The following is a 16,561-nucleotide window of genomic DNA, read 5'->3' as shown; positions in this document are numbered from 1 at the left end:
AAGGCATTCAGCTGCAAAGAGCCGATCCGTTTTGTCGACTCAAGCAAAACCCAAGCCAGAAAAAATGGCCGGATTTTCCCCCCTCTTCCGCCCCCAATGCGGGCAACTTGCCACAAGGCCCGCCCAAAGCCCGCAAAACGCAATGCAAACTGCAATGAAAGCGGCTTTTTCTGCTCGAGTCGCTCCCTCGGACCATCACGCCTTTCCCTGATCGGTTTAGCTCCCTTTACCATGCTTGGCTCACAGACGCGGCTTCCCGACCTGGGGTGAGCCGCCGCCAACGCCGGCCATATTGACGATCAACACACTATTGGCAGGTACCCAGCTCAGGGGTCAACACCATCCGTTGGCGCACCATGGCGTATTAGGCCTGGTTTTTGTATGGAGTAGCTCGAGTCAGTGGTCGGCGGGTGTTGCACTCACAAGCGGAGCCTTATGCCTGCAAGGTGTAAGAGGTGGATTGAAGGCTCATTGAATGATTTGACCTGGTTGGGGAGTTTCTATGTTCAACGCAAAACTCAAGAACGAGCTGGCAGCGGAAAGAGCAAGGGCCTTGCAGAGCGAGGCGCTGAACCACGCCATGCATGGTCACCTGCCGATGATCGAATTCACCCCCGAGGGCCATATCCTCGATGCCAGCCCGCTGTTCCTCAGCACCGTCGGCTACAGCCTCAAGGAGATCGTGGGGCAGCACCATGCCATCTTCTGTCGAAAAGAGGACTCTGACTCCCCCTCCTATCGGGAATTCTGGAGGAAGCTGGCCAATGGCCACAGCCAGCAGGGTACCTTCCAGCGAGTCGGCAAGCACGGCCAGGAAATCTGGCTGGAAGCGACCTACTTCCCGGTCAGCCAGGATGGCAAGGTCAACAAAGTCGTTAAAATCGCCTCCGATGTGACCTTGCAACATGACCTGCTCATGACACAGAAAGCGATATTCGAAGCGCTGGACCGCTCCCTTGCGGTCATCGAGTTTGAGCCAAACGGCGTCATCATCAACGCCAACCGCAATTTTCTCGACACCATGGGCTATCGACTCGATGAAATAAAAGGTCGTCAGCATCGCATGTTCTGTGATGAGTCGTTTTATCGGGAACACCCTGACTTCTGGCAGGAACTGGCTCAGGGAACCTTCAAATCAGGTCGCTTTCAGCGCTTTGACAAGCAAGGTCATGAAATCTGGCTGGAAGCGACCTACAACGCAGTGCGGGGCAGCCATGGCAAGGTGATCAAGGTCATCAAGTTCGCCTCCAACATCACCTCGCAAATCAAAAAAGATCAGGCCGTGCAAAATGTGGCCAAAGTGGCCAACGAAACCTCCGTCACCACCAAGGCTTCCGCCATCAAGGGTGAGGACATGCTGACCACCGTCGTCTCCACCTCTGACAACATCGTCACCCAGATGGAAAATGCCAGTTCGCTGATGAGCAAGCTGCATGCCCAATCTCAAAATATCACCGCCATCGTTTCAACCATCAGCAGCATTGCAGATCAGACCAACCTGCTGGCACTCAACGCCGCCATCGAAGCCGCACGAGCCGGTGAACAAGGCAGAGGCTTTGCCGTCGTGGCTGATGAAGTTCGTCAACTGGCGGCAAGAACCTCTCAATCCACCAACGAGATAGCGAGCGTGGTCAGCCAGAACCAGCAGCTCACCCATCAGGTAAGCGAACAGATCCAATCCGCGGCTGATGGCGCCATCCATGGACAAAGGCAGATCGATGACGTCGCAAAAGTGATGCAAGAGATAAGAAATGGCGCCGAAGAAGTGTCGACCATCATCTCGGAACTCTAGAAAAAGCAGCGAGGGTCACCTTAGGAGCTCAACTTCCTGATAGACGAGGCCGACTGGCTGCTCATCCAGGTGGTACACGACCTCACCAACCAGGGCTGCACCAACCGCCGGCAGCTCGAGGTGAAACTCGACGAGCTACCGGAATAAATCTGTGTGGTTCAAATGTGGACACTGGGGGAAAACAAAAAGGCCGCTATTGCTAGCGGCCTTCGTAACTCTTTGATTTTAATGGTGCCCGAGGCCGGAATCGAACCGGCACGACGCGAACGTCGAGGGATTTTAAATCCCTTGTGTCTACCGATTTCACCACTCGGGCACCGTAATCGGTATCAAGCTCGCGCCGCGGGCTTGTCAATATGGAGGCACGTTCCGGAGTCGAACCGGACTAAACGGATTTGCAATCCGCTGCATAACCGCTTTGCTAACGCGCCATGCAAAAGAGAAAAACTCTCTCTTGTCTGAATTTGGAGCGGGAAACGAGACTCGAACTCGCGACCCCGACCTTGGCAAGGTCGTGCTCTACCAACTGAGCTATTCCCGCAATGGTCTGGCTGACTGCCTGACTACGAGGACGCATTCTAGCGATGTTCCTCGCCCAGTCAACCAAAAATGTTTAATACCCTGATCGTTCGGGTGTTTTTTGCCCTTTTCCTGCATTTTCAACGTTCACGACCGTTTCCCTGCCCCAAGTGCGGGGAAACGGTGCTTAGTGCCAACGCAGACTAGAAGCGGGAGTGGTAGGTCAGATCGCCCCAGGCGGCCTTCATGTACTGGAACATGGACCAGAAGGTGAGCACGGTGGCCACATAGAGCAGCACATAGGCGAGCCACACCATCCAGATGTCGTACTGCCAGATGAGACCGGTGAGCGACACCATCTGGATCATGGTCTTCCATTTGCCAATCCAGCTCACCGCCACCGAGGAGCGCTTGCCCAGCTCGGCCATCCACTCGCGCAGGGCGGAGATGATGATCTCGCGGCCAATCATGGTCATGGCAGGAATGGTCACCCAGATGGTGTTGTAGTGCTCGACGATCACCACCAGCGCCGCCGCCACCATGATCTTGTCGGCCACCGGATCGAGGAAGGCACCGAAGGCAGTGGACTGATTCAGCTTGCGGGCAAGGTAACCGTCAAACCAGTCGGTCGCCGCCGCCAGGATGAAGACGATGGCCGCCGCCAGATAGGACCACTGATAGGGAAGGTAGAACAGGATGACGAAGACGGGGATGAGCAAGATCCGAAAAAACGTCAGCAGATTAGGAATATTTGTCATTATTTTCAGCCACTTCTTGTATGCCGCTACATGGTAGCCCCAAGCCGATCACGGATGCAACCGGACAGGCGCCCGCCTTGGTCTATGAATCCATCAACAACCTCAGGATGCGGGCCATTATGGCATTTACGGGCCCCCTGCGTCACGGCTCTTGTGTGCCGGGATCCCCGAAGTGAATGAACCCAGAGTGAATGATGTGACTCAACTCGCCCCTTGCCGATTTCTTGGGCGACAGCCCCTGTTTGCCGTCAGGGCAAACAGGGGCAACATGGACAACATGGAGGCGCATGCCCCCCTCTCGGCTACCAATGGCTAGAGCGAGTGCAGGGCGTCGTGGATGGACTGGGCCAGCTCCTGGCTGATGCCTGGCACCTTGGCGAGCTCCTCCACTCCGGCTTTTTTCACCTCCTGCAGCCCGCCCAGGTACTTGAGCAGCGCCTGCCGCCGTTTCGGCCCCACCCCCGGAATGTCCTCCAGAGTACTGGTGGTGCGGGCTTTCGCCCGTCTGGCGCGGTGGCCGGTGATGGCAAACCGGTGGGATTCATCGCGAATGTGCTGAATAAGGTGCAAGGCGGGCATATCTGCTGGCAAATGCAGCTCTTCGTGACTCTCCCCCAGGATCAGGGTCTCCAGCCCCGCCTTGCGGGTCACCCCCTTGGCGATGCCCACCAAGAGCGGATATTTGCCCCCCAGAAACTCCAGCTGACGGGCCAGGATCTCCTCGGCGCGGCGCAGCTGGCCGAGACCGCCGTCGATAAACAGCACGTCCGGCACCTTGTCCGGCTCCTGCTGCTTGCCAAAGCGGCGTTCCAGCGCCTGCTCCATGGCGGCGTAGTCATCGCCGCCGGTGATGCCGTCGATGTTGAAGCGGCGATATTCCGATGAGAGCGGTCCCTCCCGGTTGAACACCACGCAGGAGGCCACGGTGCGCTCCCCCATGGTGTGGGAGATATCGAAGCACTCCATGCGGGCGATGGGGCACTCCAGCTCCAGCAGCTCCTCCAGCTGGTCGTAGCGGGCGGTGGTGGTGCTCTTGTGGGCGAGCCGCGAGCGCAGCGCGGTCTGGGCGTTGATGGAGGCAAGCTTGATGAAGCGGGCCCGCTCGGCGCGGGTACGGCTCACCACCCGCACCTTGTAGCCGGCGGTCTGGCTCAGGGTCTCGGCGATGACGTTCTCGTCTTCGAGCGCCACGTCCAGCAGCACCTCGCTCGGGATCTGCCGCCCCCCCTGCCCCGACAGATAAAACTGCAACAGGAAGGATTGCACCACCTCGTCGAGCTGGGTATCGGCCGGCACTTTCGGGAAGTAGCTACGCGAGCCCAGCACCTTGCCCTGGCGGATGAAGAGCACGTGGATGCAGGCGGTCCCCTGCTCGAAGGCCACCCCCACCACGTCGAGTTCGTCCAGCACGTTGCCGCTCACCGACTGCTGCTCGGTCACCCGGCGCAGCGCCTGGATCTGATCCCGGTAGCGGGCCGCCTCCTCAAAGCGCAGATCGCCGCTGGCGGACTCCATCTTGCCCACCAGCTCGCCTATCACCTGCTGGTTCTTGCCCGCCAGAAACAGCTTGGCCAGCTCAACCTGCTGGGCATATTCGGCCTCGCTCACCAGCCCGGCCACGCAGGGGCCGGCACAGCGCTTGAGCTGGTAGAGCAGACACGGGCGGCTGCGGTTGGCATAGACCGCATCCTCGCACTGGCGCACCGGGAAGATCTTCTGCATCAGGTGCAGGCTCTCGCGCACCGCACCGCCGGAGGGGTACGGGCCGAAGTACTCCCCCTTCACCTTGCGGGCACCGCGATGGACGCCGATGCGCGGGTGCTGGTGCGCGGTGATGATGATCCAGGGGTAGGACTTGTCGTCGCGCAGCAGCACGTTGTAGCGAGGCTGGTACTGCTTGATGAGGTTGTGCTCGAGGATCAACGCCTCGGTCTCGGTGTGGGTGACAGTCACCTGCACGTCGGCGATCTGGCGCACCAGGGTGCGGGTCTTGATGCTGTCGACGTTGGCCCGAAAGTAGGAGGCGAGCCGTTTTTTCAGATCCTTGGCCTTGCCCACGTAGATGACGGTGCCGCCGCTGTCGTACATGCGGTAGACACCGCTCTGGTGGGTGACAGCACTGAGAAACGCCTTGCTGTCGAAGAGGGGTTCAGACGAGGTCATGCTGGCTCCGGCAACGGGGATCGAGGCGCTGGATCTGGGGGATCGCGGCAAACGGAAGATTGAAAGAGAGACTCATCGGAAACCTAGCTCAACGGATGAAAGCAGAAGACGGCACAGAGCATACTGCGCCAGACCGGCAAAAAGCAAAAAGGCGGCACAGGCCGCCTTTGATGGCTACACGCCGCCCGTTACAGGGTATCGGCATCCAGCATGCCATAGCGAATGGCCAGATGAGTCAGCTCCACATCGCCATTGATGTTGAGCTTGCTGAACAACCGGTAGCGGTAGCTGTTGACCGTTTTCGGGCTCAGGTTGAGCTGTTCGGAAATATCGGTCACCTTCTGCCCCTTGGTGATCATCATCATGATCTGCAGCTCGCGCTCGGAGAGGGACTTGAAGGGGTTCTCGTCGGCCGAGGCAAACTGGCTCAGGGCCATCTGCTGGGCGATCTCCGGGGAGATGTAACGCTGACCGGAGTGGACCAGGCGAATGGCGTGGATCATCTCGTCCGGCGCGGCCCCCTTGGTGAGATAGCCGGCGGCACCCGCCTGCATCACCTTGGTCGGGAACGGATTTTCTGAATGAATGGTCAGCACTATGATGCGCACATCGGGCCGGATCCGCAGGATCTTGCGGGTCGCCTCCAGGCCGCCGATGCCCGGCATGTTCATGTCCATCAGGATCACGTCGGGATGGTGCTGACGACAGAAAGTGACTGCGGTTTCCCCGCTCTGCGCCTCGCCCACCACCTTGATCCCGCGGACATCTTCCAGAATGCGTCTTATCCCTGTACGCACCAACTCATGATCATCGACCAGGAATACATTAATCACCCAAACACCCCGTTTTTTATCTCGTTATATGCCAGTTAGGGTTAACACGGCGTCTTGCATCATAACCAAACTCGCTGATTTGGCAAACCATGGCCGGGAAAAGTTTGAAAGTGCTCATAAATGGTGTTTTGAATCAAATAATTATATAAAGATTAAACACAAAAAACGGCGCCCGCAGGCACCGTTCAGAGTCATTTTTGCTGTTGTCGGCATCAGTTCGCCAGCAGCGCGCGCACCTTGTCCAGATCGGCCTGGGTATCCACCCCGACCGGCGGCGCCTCGAGCGCCTGGGCCACGTGGATCTTCTCCCCGTACCAGAGCACCCGCAGCTGCTCCAGCGCTTCGATCTGCTCGAGCAGGCTCGGCGCCCAGTCCACATAACGCTGGATGAAGCCGGCGCGATAGGCGTAGATGCCGATGTGGCGCTGGTAGTGATCGCCAATCTGCTCGCGATTCGCGGCAAAGCGATCCCGATCCCACGGAATGGAGGCGCGACTGAAGTAGAGCGCGTAGCCCTCCTGGTCGGTCACCACCTTGACGGCGTTCGGGTTGAACACCTCTTCGGCGTCCTGGATCGGCACCGACAGGGTGGCCATGGGCGCCGTGGCGGAGGCCAGGTTGTCCGCCACTTGACGGATGATGACCGGCGGAATGAGCGGCTCGTCCCCCTGCACGTTGACCACTATGGTGTCGGCGGCAAAGCCGTAGTGACGGCACACCTCGGCCAAGCGCTCGGTACCGGACTGATGATCCTTCGAGGTCATGCACACCTCGAAACCGGCCTGCCCGGCGCAGGCGGCCAGCGCCTGCTGCACCCGCTCGTCATCGGTGGCGACGATCACCCGATCGGCGCCCGACTGCAGGGCTTTTTCCACCACGTGCTGCACCATGGGCTTGCCGTGGATGTCGGCCAGCGGCTTGCCCGGCAGCCGGGTGGAGGCGTAGCGGGCCGGAATGACGACGACGAAGCTCATGACGACAGCTCGTCGCTGCTGAGCGGACGGGCGCGGTTCTCCAGCAGCACCGGGATCCCCTCCTCCAGCGGATAGGCCAGCTTGTCGAAACGGCAGACCAGTTCATGCACGGCCTTGTTGTAGTGCAGCTTGCCCTTGCAAACCGGGCAGGCAATGATGTCGAGCAACTTGATGTCCAAAGCCAAAACGATACTCCTTCAACGATGTCGCGCCAGCGGTTTCATCACGCCGGCGATGGATGTCGAGCAACCAGATATTTCATGCGGGGCATGATAAGCCCCTGCTCCCCCACGCGGGCGAGAGAGATTAACCTTGTGCCTTGGTTGCGCCTTGCCCCTTCCCGCTCGCCCCCAGCTTGTGCAACAGGGTATCGAGCAGGGAGGCGGGCAACTCGGCGCTGACCGGCAGATACCACCAGTTGTCGAGGGCAAAGGAGCGGCACTTGACCGCATCCTTCTCGGTCATCAGCAGCGGCTTGCCGGCAAAGCGGCCCACCAGCTCGTCCCGATCGAAGGGGTGGTGATCGCCGTAGGCCACCCGCTGATCCAGCTGGTAACCGAGCCCCTCGAGAGTGGCGAAGAAACGGGGCGGATGACCAATTCCCGCCAGCGCGTCGACCGGGCCCGCCAGCGGCGTGGCCAGCGGGGCCTCGTCGCACACCCGGCGGGGAACGTCGGCCACCAGCCTCATCGGATACTCTCCCCGCCCCGGCTCGCCGCCGTTGCAGATGATGGCGTCCACCCGCTTGAGCCGGGTGATCGGCTCGCGCAGCGGCCCCATGGGCAACAGGCAGCCGTTGCCGAAACGACGCGCCCCATCCACCACCACCAGCTCGATGTCCCGGGCCAGCGCATAGTGCTGCAGGCCGTCGTCGGTGATGATGATGTCCACTTCGCCGCTCTGCTCCAACAGACGTACCGCATCGGCCCGTTTCGGGTCAACCACCACCGGGCAGCCGCAGCGCCGGGCAATCAGTACCGGTTCATCCCCCGCCTGCGCCGTGGTGCTGGCAGCATCGAGCCGGTACGGGTAATGGGGCGCCTTGCCGCCATAGCCGCGGCTCACCACCCCGGGGCGATAGCCGCGGGCCTGCAACTGCTCCACCAGCCAGACCACTACCGGGGTCTTGCCGTTGCCGCCCACCGAGATATTGCCCACCACGATCACCGGCAAGGAGGAGCGATACCCCTTGCGCCAGCCGTGGCGATAGGCATAGCGGCGGGTGCCGCTGATGATGGCAAACAGCAGGGCAAAGGGGGCCAGCAACCAGCGCCAGCCACTCTTTGCATACCAGAGCCGCTCCAGCATCAGGCGTTGCCACCTGCGGTGGCATGGCCGAACTGGATGGCGCGCAGCTGGGCATAGGTACCCTGCTGGGCCATCAGCGCCGCGTGGTTGCCGCGCTCGACGATATGGCCTTCATCGATCACCAGGATCTCGTCCGCCTTCTCGATGGTGGAGAGGCGGTGAGCGATCACCAGCGAGGTGCGCGCCTTGCACAGCTCGTCGATGGCCGCCTGGATGTGGCGCTCGGACTCGGTATCCAGCGCCGAGGTCGCTTCATCCAGCAGCAGCACGGGGGCATCGCGCAGCAGGGCGCGGGCGATGGCGATACGCTGACGCTGACCGCCGGAGAGCGACGCGCCGTTCTCGCCGACCACGGTGTCATAACCGTTGCTCATCTTGCTGACGAACTCGTCGGCGTGGGCGATGCGGGCCGCCTGCTTGATCTCGTCGAGGCTGTATTTCTCTTCCGCGGCGTAGGCGATGTTGCTCGCCACCGTGTCGTTGAACAGGTGGACATGCTGGGAGACCAGGGCGTACTGCTTGCGCAGCTCGCTCAGGCGGTAATCGCGGATATTGACGCCATCCAGCAGGATCTCCCCCTGTTCGATGTCGTAGAAGCGGGTCAACAGGCTGGCGATGGTACTCTTGCCGGAGCCGGAACGCCCCACCAACGCCACCGATTTGCCCGCCTCCACCTTGAAGCTGACGTTGTGCAGCGCCGGGGTGTCCTTGGTCGGGTAGGTGAAGGTGACGTTGCGAAACTCGATCTCGCCGCGGGCGCGCTCTAGGGTACGGGTACCGGTATCCTGCTCCGGCTCGGTGTCGAGCAGGCCGAACAGGCTGTGGCAAGCGGTAATGGCGCGCTGGAACTGGTTGTTGACGTCGGTCAGGCTTTTCAGCGGCTTGAGCAGCATCATCATGGAGGTGATCATGACGGTGAAGGTGCCAGCAGTCAGCTCGCTGCGCACGCTGTCGATGGTGGCAACATAGAGGAAGGCCGCCAGCGCGATGGAGGCAACCATCTGCACCACCGGGCTGCCGATGGCGTCGGCGGCGACCATCTTCATGGTCTGCTGGCGCATGTTGTTGCTGACCTTGAAGAAGCGCTTCTCTTCCACCTTCTGGCCACCGAACATCAGCACCTCTTTGTGCCCCTTGAGCATCTGCTCGGTAGAGGTGGTGATGTCACCCACCGCCTGCTGGATGTGGCGGCTGATCTGCCGGAAACGGCGGCTGATGAGGCCGATGATGATACCCACCACGGGCCCCACTACCAGGAAGATCACCGACAGCTGCCAGGAGTGCCAGAACATCAGACCGAGCAGGCCGATCACGGTCGCCCCTTCCCGCACCAGGGTGACCAAGGTGGTACTGGCGGCCGAGGAAACTTGGCTGGCGTCATAGGTCACCTTGGAGAGCAGGTGACCGGTGTTCTGGCGGTCGAAGAAGCTCATCGGCATCGCCACCATGTGATTGAACACCTGCTGCTGCAGACGCATCACCACGTGGTTGCCGACCCAGGCCATGCAGTAGTTGGAGAGGAAATTGGCGACGCCGCGCAGGGCCACGATACCCAGAACGAAGAAGGGCATCCACTTGAGCACGGTCGGATCGTTGCCGTTGATCCCCTGGTCGATCAGCGGCTTGATGGAATAGACGAAGGTGGTATCCACGGCGGCGTAGCCCAGCATGCCGATGATGCCGCCGATCAGGCCAAGCTTGCGATCCCGGACATAACCGAGCAGACGCTTGAAGACGGGCCAGCTGTCTTGTGAGGTTTCTTGTTGCATGAATAGCCGTTAATAAGGGAAATGACGGGCTATTCTAGCCAAAGCGCAGGATTACACCAAGCGGTGCCCATCACCAAGGCGGGAAATGACGGTCGTTATCCCAGCCAAAGCGCAGGATTACACCAAGCGGTGCCCATCACCAAGGCGGGAAATGACGGTCGTTCTCCCAGCCAAAGCCGGGTTTACGCTCAGCGATCAGGCCAGAATGCAGGCCGCCACCAGTCACCCTTGCGGCGAAACCAGGGGCCCTGCTCCCGCTCGGCCCGGATCCGCAGCTCACCTGGCGCAGGCTCGACCAGAATTTCTCCGTCCAGCCCGGTGACCCATTGCTGCGCCTCCTGGTAGCGGGCCACCACCTCGGGGCGGGGAAATCCCCACTGGTTCATGAAGCCGGCGCTGTGCACCACATAGCGGGGGGCCACCGCCGCCACGAAGGGTGCCGTGGAGGAGGTGCGGCTGCCGTGGTGAGGGCTCACCAGCAGGGTGCTGGCAAGCCCCTCCCCTTCCAGCGCCAGCAGCCGCTGCTCCGCCTGCCGCTCGATGTCGGCACTGAGCAGGATGCGGTGCTCCCCGTCGCGGATCTGCAGCACACAGCCATCGTTGTTGTGACCACGCCCCGGTTGCTGCGGCCAGAGCACCGTCATCTCGAGCCCCTGCCAGCGCCACTGCTGGCCGCGCCGGCACAGGGCCGTGAAGCGGCCAAAGTCGAATGATGAGAGCTCGTGGCGTACCGGCAGGGCCTGCAGGATGGCGCGCCGATTGCCGGCGTGATCCCGGTCCTTGTGACTGATGACCAGATAATCCAGCACCCGCACATCGAGCCGGTTGAGCAAGGGCAGGATCACGGCATCCGCCATGTTGTAGCCGCCCGGGTAGCGATCGCCGGTGTCGAAGAGGATGCCGCGCTCACCTCGGGTGATCAGTACCGCCAGCCCCTGCCCCACGTCCAGCACCCTCAGTTGCCAGTGGGTCGGTGCCGGCCAGGCCGCCAGCAGCAGGGCCACGCCCCCCGGCAACAGCAGCGGACGGCCGCCCGGCACATGCCAGGCGCACCAGAGCAGGGTCAGCAGCGCCGTGAACGGCAGTACCCAGCCCGGCACCAGCCACCAGAGCTGCCACTGGCTGGCCAGCCGGGTCAACGCCCACAACACCCACTGCAGACCGACATCGGCCAGCCAGAACAGCAGGTGGGCCAGCTCCCCTGAAAGCGGCGCCAGCAGCACCCCGATAAGCGCCAGCGGTATGATGCCGATGCAAAAGAGCGGCAGTGCCAGCAGATTGAGCAGCAGCGACAGCGGGGCAATCCCCTCGAACAGCGCCAGTTGCAGCGGCAGCAGCCCCAGCAGCAACAAGCCCTGCAGGCGAATGAGCCCGGGTTTGGCCTCCAGCAGGCTCGCCACCAGCAGCAGGGCCACCGCCAGGAAGGAGAGCCAGAATCCGGCCGAGTAGAGGGCGAAGGGATCCCAGAGCGTGAGCACCACGAAGGCCCACAACCAGATGCGATGGGCCGGCCACTCCCGCCGTCGCCAGCGCAGCAGACTCCACACCAGCACCATGATGAGGGCCCGTTCGGTGGCCACCGCAAAACCCGCCAGCCAACTGTAGAGGGCGGCAAACAGCAGGGCGACCAGAATCGCCCCCCGCAGCCCGAACAGCCGCCCCAGCCACCAGCCGAGCACCGCCACCAGCGCGATGTGCTGTCCCGAGATGGCGATGATGTGGGTCAGCCCGCTGCCGCGAAACAGGCTCCACTGCTCATCCGTGATGCCGCCCTGCTCGCCGAAGGTGAGCGCCGCCAGCAGCGGGCCCTGGCTCAGCTCCTGCCAGCTGGCGGCAGCGCGGGCCAACCAGCGCTCACGCAGCCCCATCTGCGCCGGTTCAATCTGGATCACCCGGCGCAGGTTGCCGGTGGCGGTGATCCCCTTGCCGAGCAGCAGGCGCCGCCCATCCATCCCCGCCTCGTTGGCCAGGCCGTGGGCCGGTTTGAGAGAGACCACTAGCGTGAGGCGACTGCCTGCCGTCATGGCGGGCAGCGCCTGATAGGCATTGATGCGCACCAGCAGCGCCGGAGTGAGCGCCTGCTCGTCGAGCCTGTTCACCCGCAGCACCAGCCGGATAAATTTATCGCCCTCGGGTTCTGCACTTTGCAGCAGTGCGGTTATGATGTGGCTCGTTTTTTTGCCGAGCTGATCCAGCCAGGCAAGCCGGTAGTGCAAACTCCCCTGCATCCAGAGGATGCCGCACAGCAAAAACAGCAGCCGCCAGCAGCGGTAACCGGCCAGGGGGAACGCGAGCAGCAGCATCAGGCCACCCCATTCCCATGAAGGCAACCATGGCCAAAGCAGTGAGGAGCTTGCCCCGAGGGCAAACGACAACAGACGCAGATCCATGGTGCAAGTATTTAGCAAGGTTTCAATATGCCCAAACGACTCATACAACGCTGGCTGCCTGATCCGGCGACACTCAAGGAACACAAGCACTTGCGGCTGTTTGGCAAGCTGCTGCTGGATGCCAACCTGTGGCACCTCAATCGGCGCTCGGCGGCCGGTGCCTTCGCGGTGGGGCTGTTCATGGCCTGGGTGCCGCTCCCCTGCCAGATGTTGCTGGCGGCCGGCGGCGCCATTGCCTGCCGGGTCAACCTGCCGCTCTCGGTAGCCCTGGTCTGGCTCTCCAACCCCTTTACCATGCCGCCACTGTTCTACGGTGCCTATCTGACCGGCTGCCAGCTGCTGGGGCAATCCTCCCAGCACATCGAGATCGAGTTCACCTGGGCCTGGCTGGTGTCGGTGTTCGAGACCGTGGCCCCGCCGCTGCTGCTGGGTTCGCTGGTACTTGCCCTGCTCAGCTCCCTCATCGGCTACGCCCTCATTCGTACCTGCTGGCGCATCAGCACCGTGCGCCAGTGGCAGAAACGCAAGGTGGCCCGCGCATGCTGAATCGCTGGTTTGCCCGCTTCAAGATTGACCCCGATACCCTGCGCCAGCAGAAGTGGTTCTCCCTGTTTGGCGAGCGCCTGCTCGCCCCCGCCCTTTGGCAAGGGGGGCCGCGCGCCCTGAGCGGGGCGGTGGCGGCCGGCATCTTCGCCTGCTGGTTTCCCATCCCCATGCATTCACTCATCGCGGTCGGGCTGGCGCTGGCGTTCAGCCTCAACCTGCCGCTGGCGCTGCTGGCAGTCTGGTTCAACAACCCGCTGACCCTGCCCTTCATGTACCTCTACGCCTATCGCACCGGTTGTCTGGTGCTGCACAAGACGCCGGAACCGTTTCACCTCAGCTGGACCCTGCACTGGCTGGAGCACGAGGCGGCCACCCTGGTGCCCCCCTTCCTGCTCGGCAGCCTGCTGCTGGCGGTGCTGACCGCCGCCACCGGCGGCCTCCTCACCCTGCTGCTGTTGCGCCTCGGCAAGCTGGTCCGTAGTCGCTAGCCCGCCCGCCTCGTCAACCTCTGGCGCGCTGACGAGGCACTGCCTTGCCATCCCCGGATCCTGCCACCACACTCCTTGTAACCCGTTGTTTTTCGTCCCCCATTTGCCACAAGGAGCCCACCATGGCCGAACCGCTCACGCTGGCCCATGCCAATGGTCATCCCCTCGCCCTGCTGCCGGCCATGGCCAATCGCCACGGCCTCATCACCGGCGCAACAGGTACCGGCAAGACCGTCACCCTGCAGGTGCTGGCGGAGGGGTTTTCCCGCCTCGGTGTGCCGGTCTTTCTGGCCGACGTGAAGGGGGATCTGAGTGGACTGGGCGCCGCCGGGGCAGGCTCGGCCAAGCTGGACGCCAGGCTGGCCCAGCTCGGCATTCCGGCCCCCGCCTTTGCCGCCAGCCCCACCCTGTTCTGGGATCTGTTTGCCGAACATGGCCACCCGGTGCGGGCCACCGTCTCCGACATGGGACCCCTGCTGCTCGCTCGCCTGCTCGGCCTCAACGATACCCAGAGCGGGGTGCTGGAGCTGGTGTTCAAGGTGGCGGACGACGAGGGGCTGCTGCTGCTCGATCTCAAAGACCTGCGCGCCATGGTGCAGTTTGCCGGCGACAACGCCAAATCCCTCACCACCCGTTACGGCAACGTCTCCACCGCCTCCATCGGCGCCATCCTGCGCAACCTGCTCACCCTGGAGAGTGCGGGCGGCGATCACTTTTTCGGCGAACCCATGCTGGACATTCAGGATCTGCTGCAGACCGATGAGGCTGGCCACGGCCATATCAATGTGCTGGCCGCCAGCAAGCTGACCCAATCCAGCCGCCTCTATGCCTGCTTCCTGCTCTGGCTGCTCTCCGAGCTGTTCGAGCAGTTGCCGGAGGTAGGGGATCCCGACAAGCCGGTGCTGGTGTTCTTCTTCGACGAGGCGCACCTGCTGTTCAACGATGCCCCCAAGGCGCTGCTGGAGAAGATCGAACTGGTGGTACGGCTCATCCGCTCAAAAGGGGTGGGCGTCTACTTCGTGACCCAGAGCCCGGCCGACATCCCCGACAGCGTGCTGGGGCAGCTTGGCAACCGGGTGCAGCACGCCCTGCGCGCCTTTACCCCGAGTGATCAGAAGGCGGTGCGGATCGCCGCCAATACCCTGCGGGCCAACCCCGCCTTCGATGCCGCCGGCGTCATCACCGAACTCGGTGTCGGCGAGGCGCTGGTCTCTCTGCTCGACGAGAAGGGGCGCCCCTGCATGGTGGAGCGCGCCTTCATCGCCCCGCCGGCCAGCCGCATCGGCCCCTTGAGCGACGCCGAGCGGCAGACGCTCATTCAGGGCTCATTGCTGCACGGCCGCTACGAGACGCCGGAGGATCGCGAGTCGGCTTTCGAGCGGCTCAACGGCGCCAAGCTGACAACCACTGGCGAACAAGGCAACGAGCCGTCATCCAGCGGGGAAGGCGGCCTGCTCGATGCCCTCAATGGCATCCTGTTTGGCCGCACCGGCCCCCGTGGCGGCCAGCACGACGGCGTGGTGCAGACCGCCGCCAAGAGCGTGGCCCGTACCATCGGCAGCGAGGTGGGTCGCCAGCTGGTACGCGGCGTCCTCGGCTCCCTGCTGGGGGGCGGCAAACGCCGTCGCTGAGACCGCACCAGGAAATGAAAAAGCCCGCCGGGTCTCCCCGGCGGGCTTTTTACTGAACGGATGCCGATGGTGGTGCTTACAACACCTTGGCGATGGCATCGCACAGCGGATCTATGTTGGCGCGGGTGATACCGGCCACGCTGATCCGGCCCGAGCCGACGATGTAGATGGCAAACTCGCTCTTGAGGCGCTCCACCTGATCCTTGGAGAGACCGGAGAAGGAGAACATGCCGTTCTGCTCGCGGATAAAGCTGAAGTCCTGGTTCACGCCGCGCGCGGCCAGTTTTTCCACCAGCAGCTCACGCATCTCGCGAATACGCACCCGCATCGCCGCCACTTCTTCCACCCACTCGGCATAGAGGGCCGGATCGCTCACCACGGCGGTGACGACGGCGGCGCCGTGTGACGGCGGGTTGGAGTAGTTGGCACGAATGACAGTCTTGACCTGAGTAAAGGCCACATCGGCAATCTCCTTGGTCGCACTGACCAGAGTGAAGGCGCCGACCCGCTCGTTGTAGAGGCCGAAGTTCTTGGAGAAGGAGCTCGCCACCAGCAGTTCGTCGTGGCACTCGGCAAAGATGCGCAGACCTTCGGCATCCTCTTCGATACCACGGGCAAAGCCCTGATAGGCGAAGTCAAACAGCGGCAACCAGCCGGCGGCAGCACTCTGCTTGGCCAGTGCGCGCCACTGATCAGCGGTCGGGTCAATACCGGTCGGGTTGTGGCAGCAGCCGTGCAACAGCACCAGATCGCCTGCCTGCACTTCAGCCAGCGAGGCCTGCATGGCGGCAAAGTCGAGGCCCTTGCTGGCCGCATCGTAGTACTTGTACCACTTGACGGTCAGACCCGCGGCCTGGAACACGCTGACGTGGTTGGCCCAGGTGGGATCGGAGATCCAGATGGTCTTGGCTAGGCCGTTACGCACCACGAACTCGGCGGCGATACGCAGGGCACCGGTACCGCCCGGCGCCTGAGCGGTCTTGGCCCGGCCGCTGGCGACCAGCGCAGAATCTTGCCCGAACAGCAGTTGCTGCACGATGCGGCCATATTCGATATTGCCTTCGATACCGAGGTAATTCTTGGTCTTCTCGTCGGTCAAGAGCTTCTGCTCGGCTTTCTTGACGCAGTGGAGAATGGGGGTGGCACCGGTCTCATCCTTGTAGATCCCGACCCCCAGGTTGATCTTGTGGCTGCGAGAGTCAGCACGGAAGGCTTCGGTCAGGCCCAGGATCGGATCCGCTGGGGCGGCAACAACCTTTTCAAACATGGTATTCCCTGTATTCCGTTGAGTTCGTTGGCTGGCAAAGCGTGTTGGCACACCGTCCGTGACACGCAAAACACGTGGCAAACAAAAGCGCCCATCTGGCGAGCGCTTCGTCAACTCTTTATA

13 protein-coding genes, 3 tRNA genes and 1 pseudogene are annotated in these 16,561 nt (G+C 62.4%); 5 read left to right on the top strand and 12 right to left on the bottom strand.

The window, feature by feature from the left end:
• Nucleotides 1-502 precede the first annotated feature (502 nt).
• Together OKC44_RS22190 and OKC44_RS22185 are read left to right on the top strand one after the other, a co-directional pair.
• Nucleotides 503-1,267, top strand: a pseudogene (locus OKC44_RS22190) (PAS domain-containing protein); the annotation flags it as partial.
• Nucleotides 1,268-1,354: 87 nt separating this feature from the next.
• Nucleotides 1,355-1,792 (top strand): methyl-accepting chemotaxis protein, encoded by a 438-nt coding sequence (locus tag OKC44_RS22185; protein WP_370736470.1) that lies wholly within the window; start codon nt 1,355-1,357, stop codon nt 1,790-1,792.
• A gap of 229 nt (nt 1,793-2,021) precedes the next feature.
• On the opposite strand, the gene OKC44_RS06145 is transcribed toward OKC44_RS22185, so the two are convergent.
• The 11 genes from OKC44_RS06145 to OKC44_RS06095 all read right to left on the bottom strand — a co-directional run bounded on the left by OKC44_RS06145 (nt 2,022) and on the right by OKC44_RS06095 (nt 12,596).
• Nucleotides 2,022-2,108: transfer RNA gene (locus OKC44_RS06145), tRNA-Leu, on the bottom strand.
• Between the two features lie 41 nt (nt 2,109-2,149).
• Nucleotides 2,150-2,223, bottom strand: a tRNA-Cys gene (locus tag OKC44_RS06140).
• A 34-nt stretch (nt 2,224-2,257) separates the two neighbouring features.
• A tRNA-Gly gene (locus OKC44_RS06135) sits at nt 2,258-2,333 on the bottom strand.
• Between the two features lie 181 nt (nt 2,334-2,514).
• Nucleotides 2,515-3,069, bottom strand: coding sequence for a CDP-diacylglycerol--glycerol-3-phosphate 3-phosphatidyltransferase (pgsA, locus tag OKC44_RS06130; protein WP_011706577.1), 555 nt, complete (start codon nt 3,067-3,069; stop codon nt 2,515-2,517).
• A gap of 312 nt (nt 3,070-3,381) precedes the next feature.
• Nucleotides 3,382-5,232, bottom strand: a complete 1,851-nt coding sequence (gene uvrC / locus OKC44_RS06125) for an excinuclease ABC subunit UvrC (protein WP_236766700.1) — start codon at nt 5,230-5,232, stop codon at nt 3,382-3,384.
• A 188-nt stretch (nt 5,233-5,420) separates the two neighbouring features.
• Nucleotides 5,421-6,065, bottom strand: coding sequence for a UvrY/SirA/GacA family response regulator transcription factor (gene uvrY, locus OKC44_RS06120; RefSeq protein WP_011706579.1), 645 nt, complete (start codon nt 6,063-6,065; stop codon nt 5,421-5,423).
• A 212-nt stretch (nt 6,066-6,277) separates the two neighbouring features.
• The gene (gene kdsB, locus OKC44_RS06115; RefSeq protein ID WP_236766699.1) at nt 6,278-7,039 is read right to left on the bottom strand and encodes a 3-deoxy-manno-octulosonate cytidylyltransferase; all 762 of its coding nucleotides are present in this window, start codon (nt 7,037-7,039) and stop codon (nt 6,278-6,280) included.
• Nucleotides 7,036-7,224 carry a Trm112 family protein gene (locus OKC44_RS06110; protein ID WP_011706581.1) on the bottom strand — a complete coding sequence of 63 codons (189 nt, stop codon included), beginning with the start codon at nt 7,222-7,224 and terminating at the stop codon, nt 7,036-7,038. Before OKC44_RS06110 ends, kdsB begins: the two co-directional genes overlap by 4 nt.
• 121 nt (nt 7,225-7,345) lie before the next feature.
• Nucleotides 7,346-8,347, bottom strand: a complete 1,002-nt coding sequence (lpxK, locus tag OKC44_RS06105) for a tetraacyldisaccharide 4'-kinase (protein WP_139388138.1) — start codon at nt 8,345-8,347, stop codon at nt 7,346-7,348.
• Nucleotides 8,347-10,116 carry a lipid A ABC transporter ATP-binding protein/permease MsbA gene (msbA, locus tag OKC44_RS06100; protein WP_011706583.1) on the bottom strand — a complete coding sequence of 590 codons (1,770 nt, stop codon included), beginning with the start codon at nt 10,114-10,116 and terminating at the stop codon, nt 8,347-8,349. Before msbA ends, lpxK begins: the two co-directional genes overlap by 1 nt.
• Nucleotides 10,117-10,304: 188 nt before the next feature.
• Nucleotides 10,305-12,596, bottom strand: a complete 2,292-nt coding sequence (locus OKC44_RS06095; RefSeq protein ID WP_269154149.1) for a DNA internalization-related competence protein ComEC/Rec2 — start codon at nt 12,594-12,596, stop codon at nt 10,305-10,307.
• Here OKC44_RS06095 and OKC44_RS06090 point away from each other — a divergent pair.
• From OKC44_RS06090 to OKC44_RS06080, 3 genes are all read left to right on the top strand, one after another.
• On the top strand, nt 12,534-13,052 hold the full coding sequence (locus OKC44_RS06090) for a DUF2062 domain-containing protein (RefSeq protein WP_011706585.1): 519 nt from the start codon (nt 12,534-12,536) through the stop codon (nt 13,050-13,052). The genes OKC44_RS06095 and OKC44_RS06090 overlap by 63 nt on opposite strands.
• Nucleotides 13,046-13,540: a DUF2062 domain-containing protein gene (locus tag OKC44_RS06085; protein ID WP_045527395.1), complete on the top strand. Its 495-nt coding sequence runs from the start codon at nt 13,046-13,048 to the stop codon at nt 13,538-13,540. Before OKC44_RS06090 ends, OKC44_RS06085 begins: the two co-directional genes overlap by 7 nt.
• 122 nt (nt 13,541-13,662) lie before the next feature.
• A complete protein-coding gene (locus OKC44_RS06080; RefSeq protein ID WP_236766697.1) occupies nt 13,663-15,171 on the top strand; it encodes a helicase HerA-like domain-containing protein in 1,509 nt (502 codons plus the stop codon).
• Between the two features lie 76 nt (nt 15,172-15,247).
• On the opposite strand, the gene OKC44_RS06075 is transcribed toward OKC44_RS06080, so the two are convergent.
• A complete protein-coding gene (locus tag OKC44_RS06075) occupies nt 15,248-16,438 on the bottom strand; it encodes an amino acid aminotransferase (protein ID WP_044799700.1) in 1,191 nt (396 codons plus the stop codon).
• Between the last annotated feature and the right edge of the window lie 123 nt (nt 16,439-16,561).

The organism is Aeromonas sp. S41-2 (genome assembly GCF_027705845.1).
GTDB classification, from domain to species: Bacteria; Pseudomonadota; Gammaproteobacteria; order Enterobacterales; family Aeromonadaceae; genus Aeromonas; species Aeromonas hydrophila.
The sequence above is the reverse complement of the archived record's forward strand: the minus strand, read 5'-3'. Positions and strand labels throughout refer to the sequence as shown.

Excerpts from the sequence above, each read along its gene's own strand:
- OKC44_RS06085 (WP_045527395.1), top strand. The coding sequence starts at position 13,046 with ATGCTGAATCGCTGGTTTGCCCGCTTCAAGATTGACCCCGATACCCTG.
- msbA (WP_011706583.1), bottom strand. The coding sequence starts at position 10,116 with ATGCAACAAGAAACCTCACAAGACAGCTGGCCCGTCTTCAAGCGTCTG.
- OKC44_RS06080 (WP_236766697.1), top strand. The coding sequence starts at position 13,663 with ATGGCCGAACCGCTCACGCTGGCCCATGCCAATGGTCATCCCCTCGCC.
- lpxK (WP_139388138.1), bottom strand. The coding sequence starts at position 8,347 with ATGCTGGAGCGGCTCTGGTATGCAAAGAGTGGCTGGCGCTGGTTGCTG.
- OKC44_RS22185 (WP_370736470.1), top strand. The coding sequence starts at position 1,355 with ATGCTGACCACCGTCGTCTCCACCTCTGACAACATCGTCACCCAGATG.
- OKC44_RS06075 (WP_044799700.1), bottom strand. The coding sequence starts at position 16,438 with ATGTTTGAAAAGGTTGTTGCCGCCCCAGCGGATCCGATCCTGGGCCTG.
- pgsA (WP_011706577.1), bottom strand. The coding sequence starts at position 3,069 with ATGACAAATATTCCTAATCTGCTGACGTTTTTTCGGATCTTGCTCATC.
- uvrC (WP_236766700.1), bottom strand. The coding sequence starts at position 5,232 with ATGACCTCGTCTGAACCCCTCTTCGACAGCAAGGCGTTTCTCAGTGCT.
- kdsB (WP_236766699.1), bottom strand. The coding sequence starts at position 7,039 with ATGAGCTTCGTCGTCGTCATTCCGGCCCGCTACGCCTCCACCCGGCTG.
- OKC44_RS06090 (WP_011706585.1), top strand. The coding sequence starts at position 12,534 with ATGCCCAAACGACTCATACAACGCTGGCTGCCTGATCCGGCGACACTC.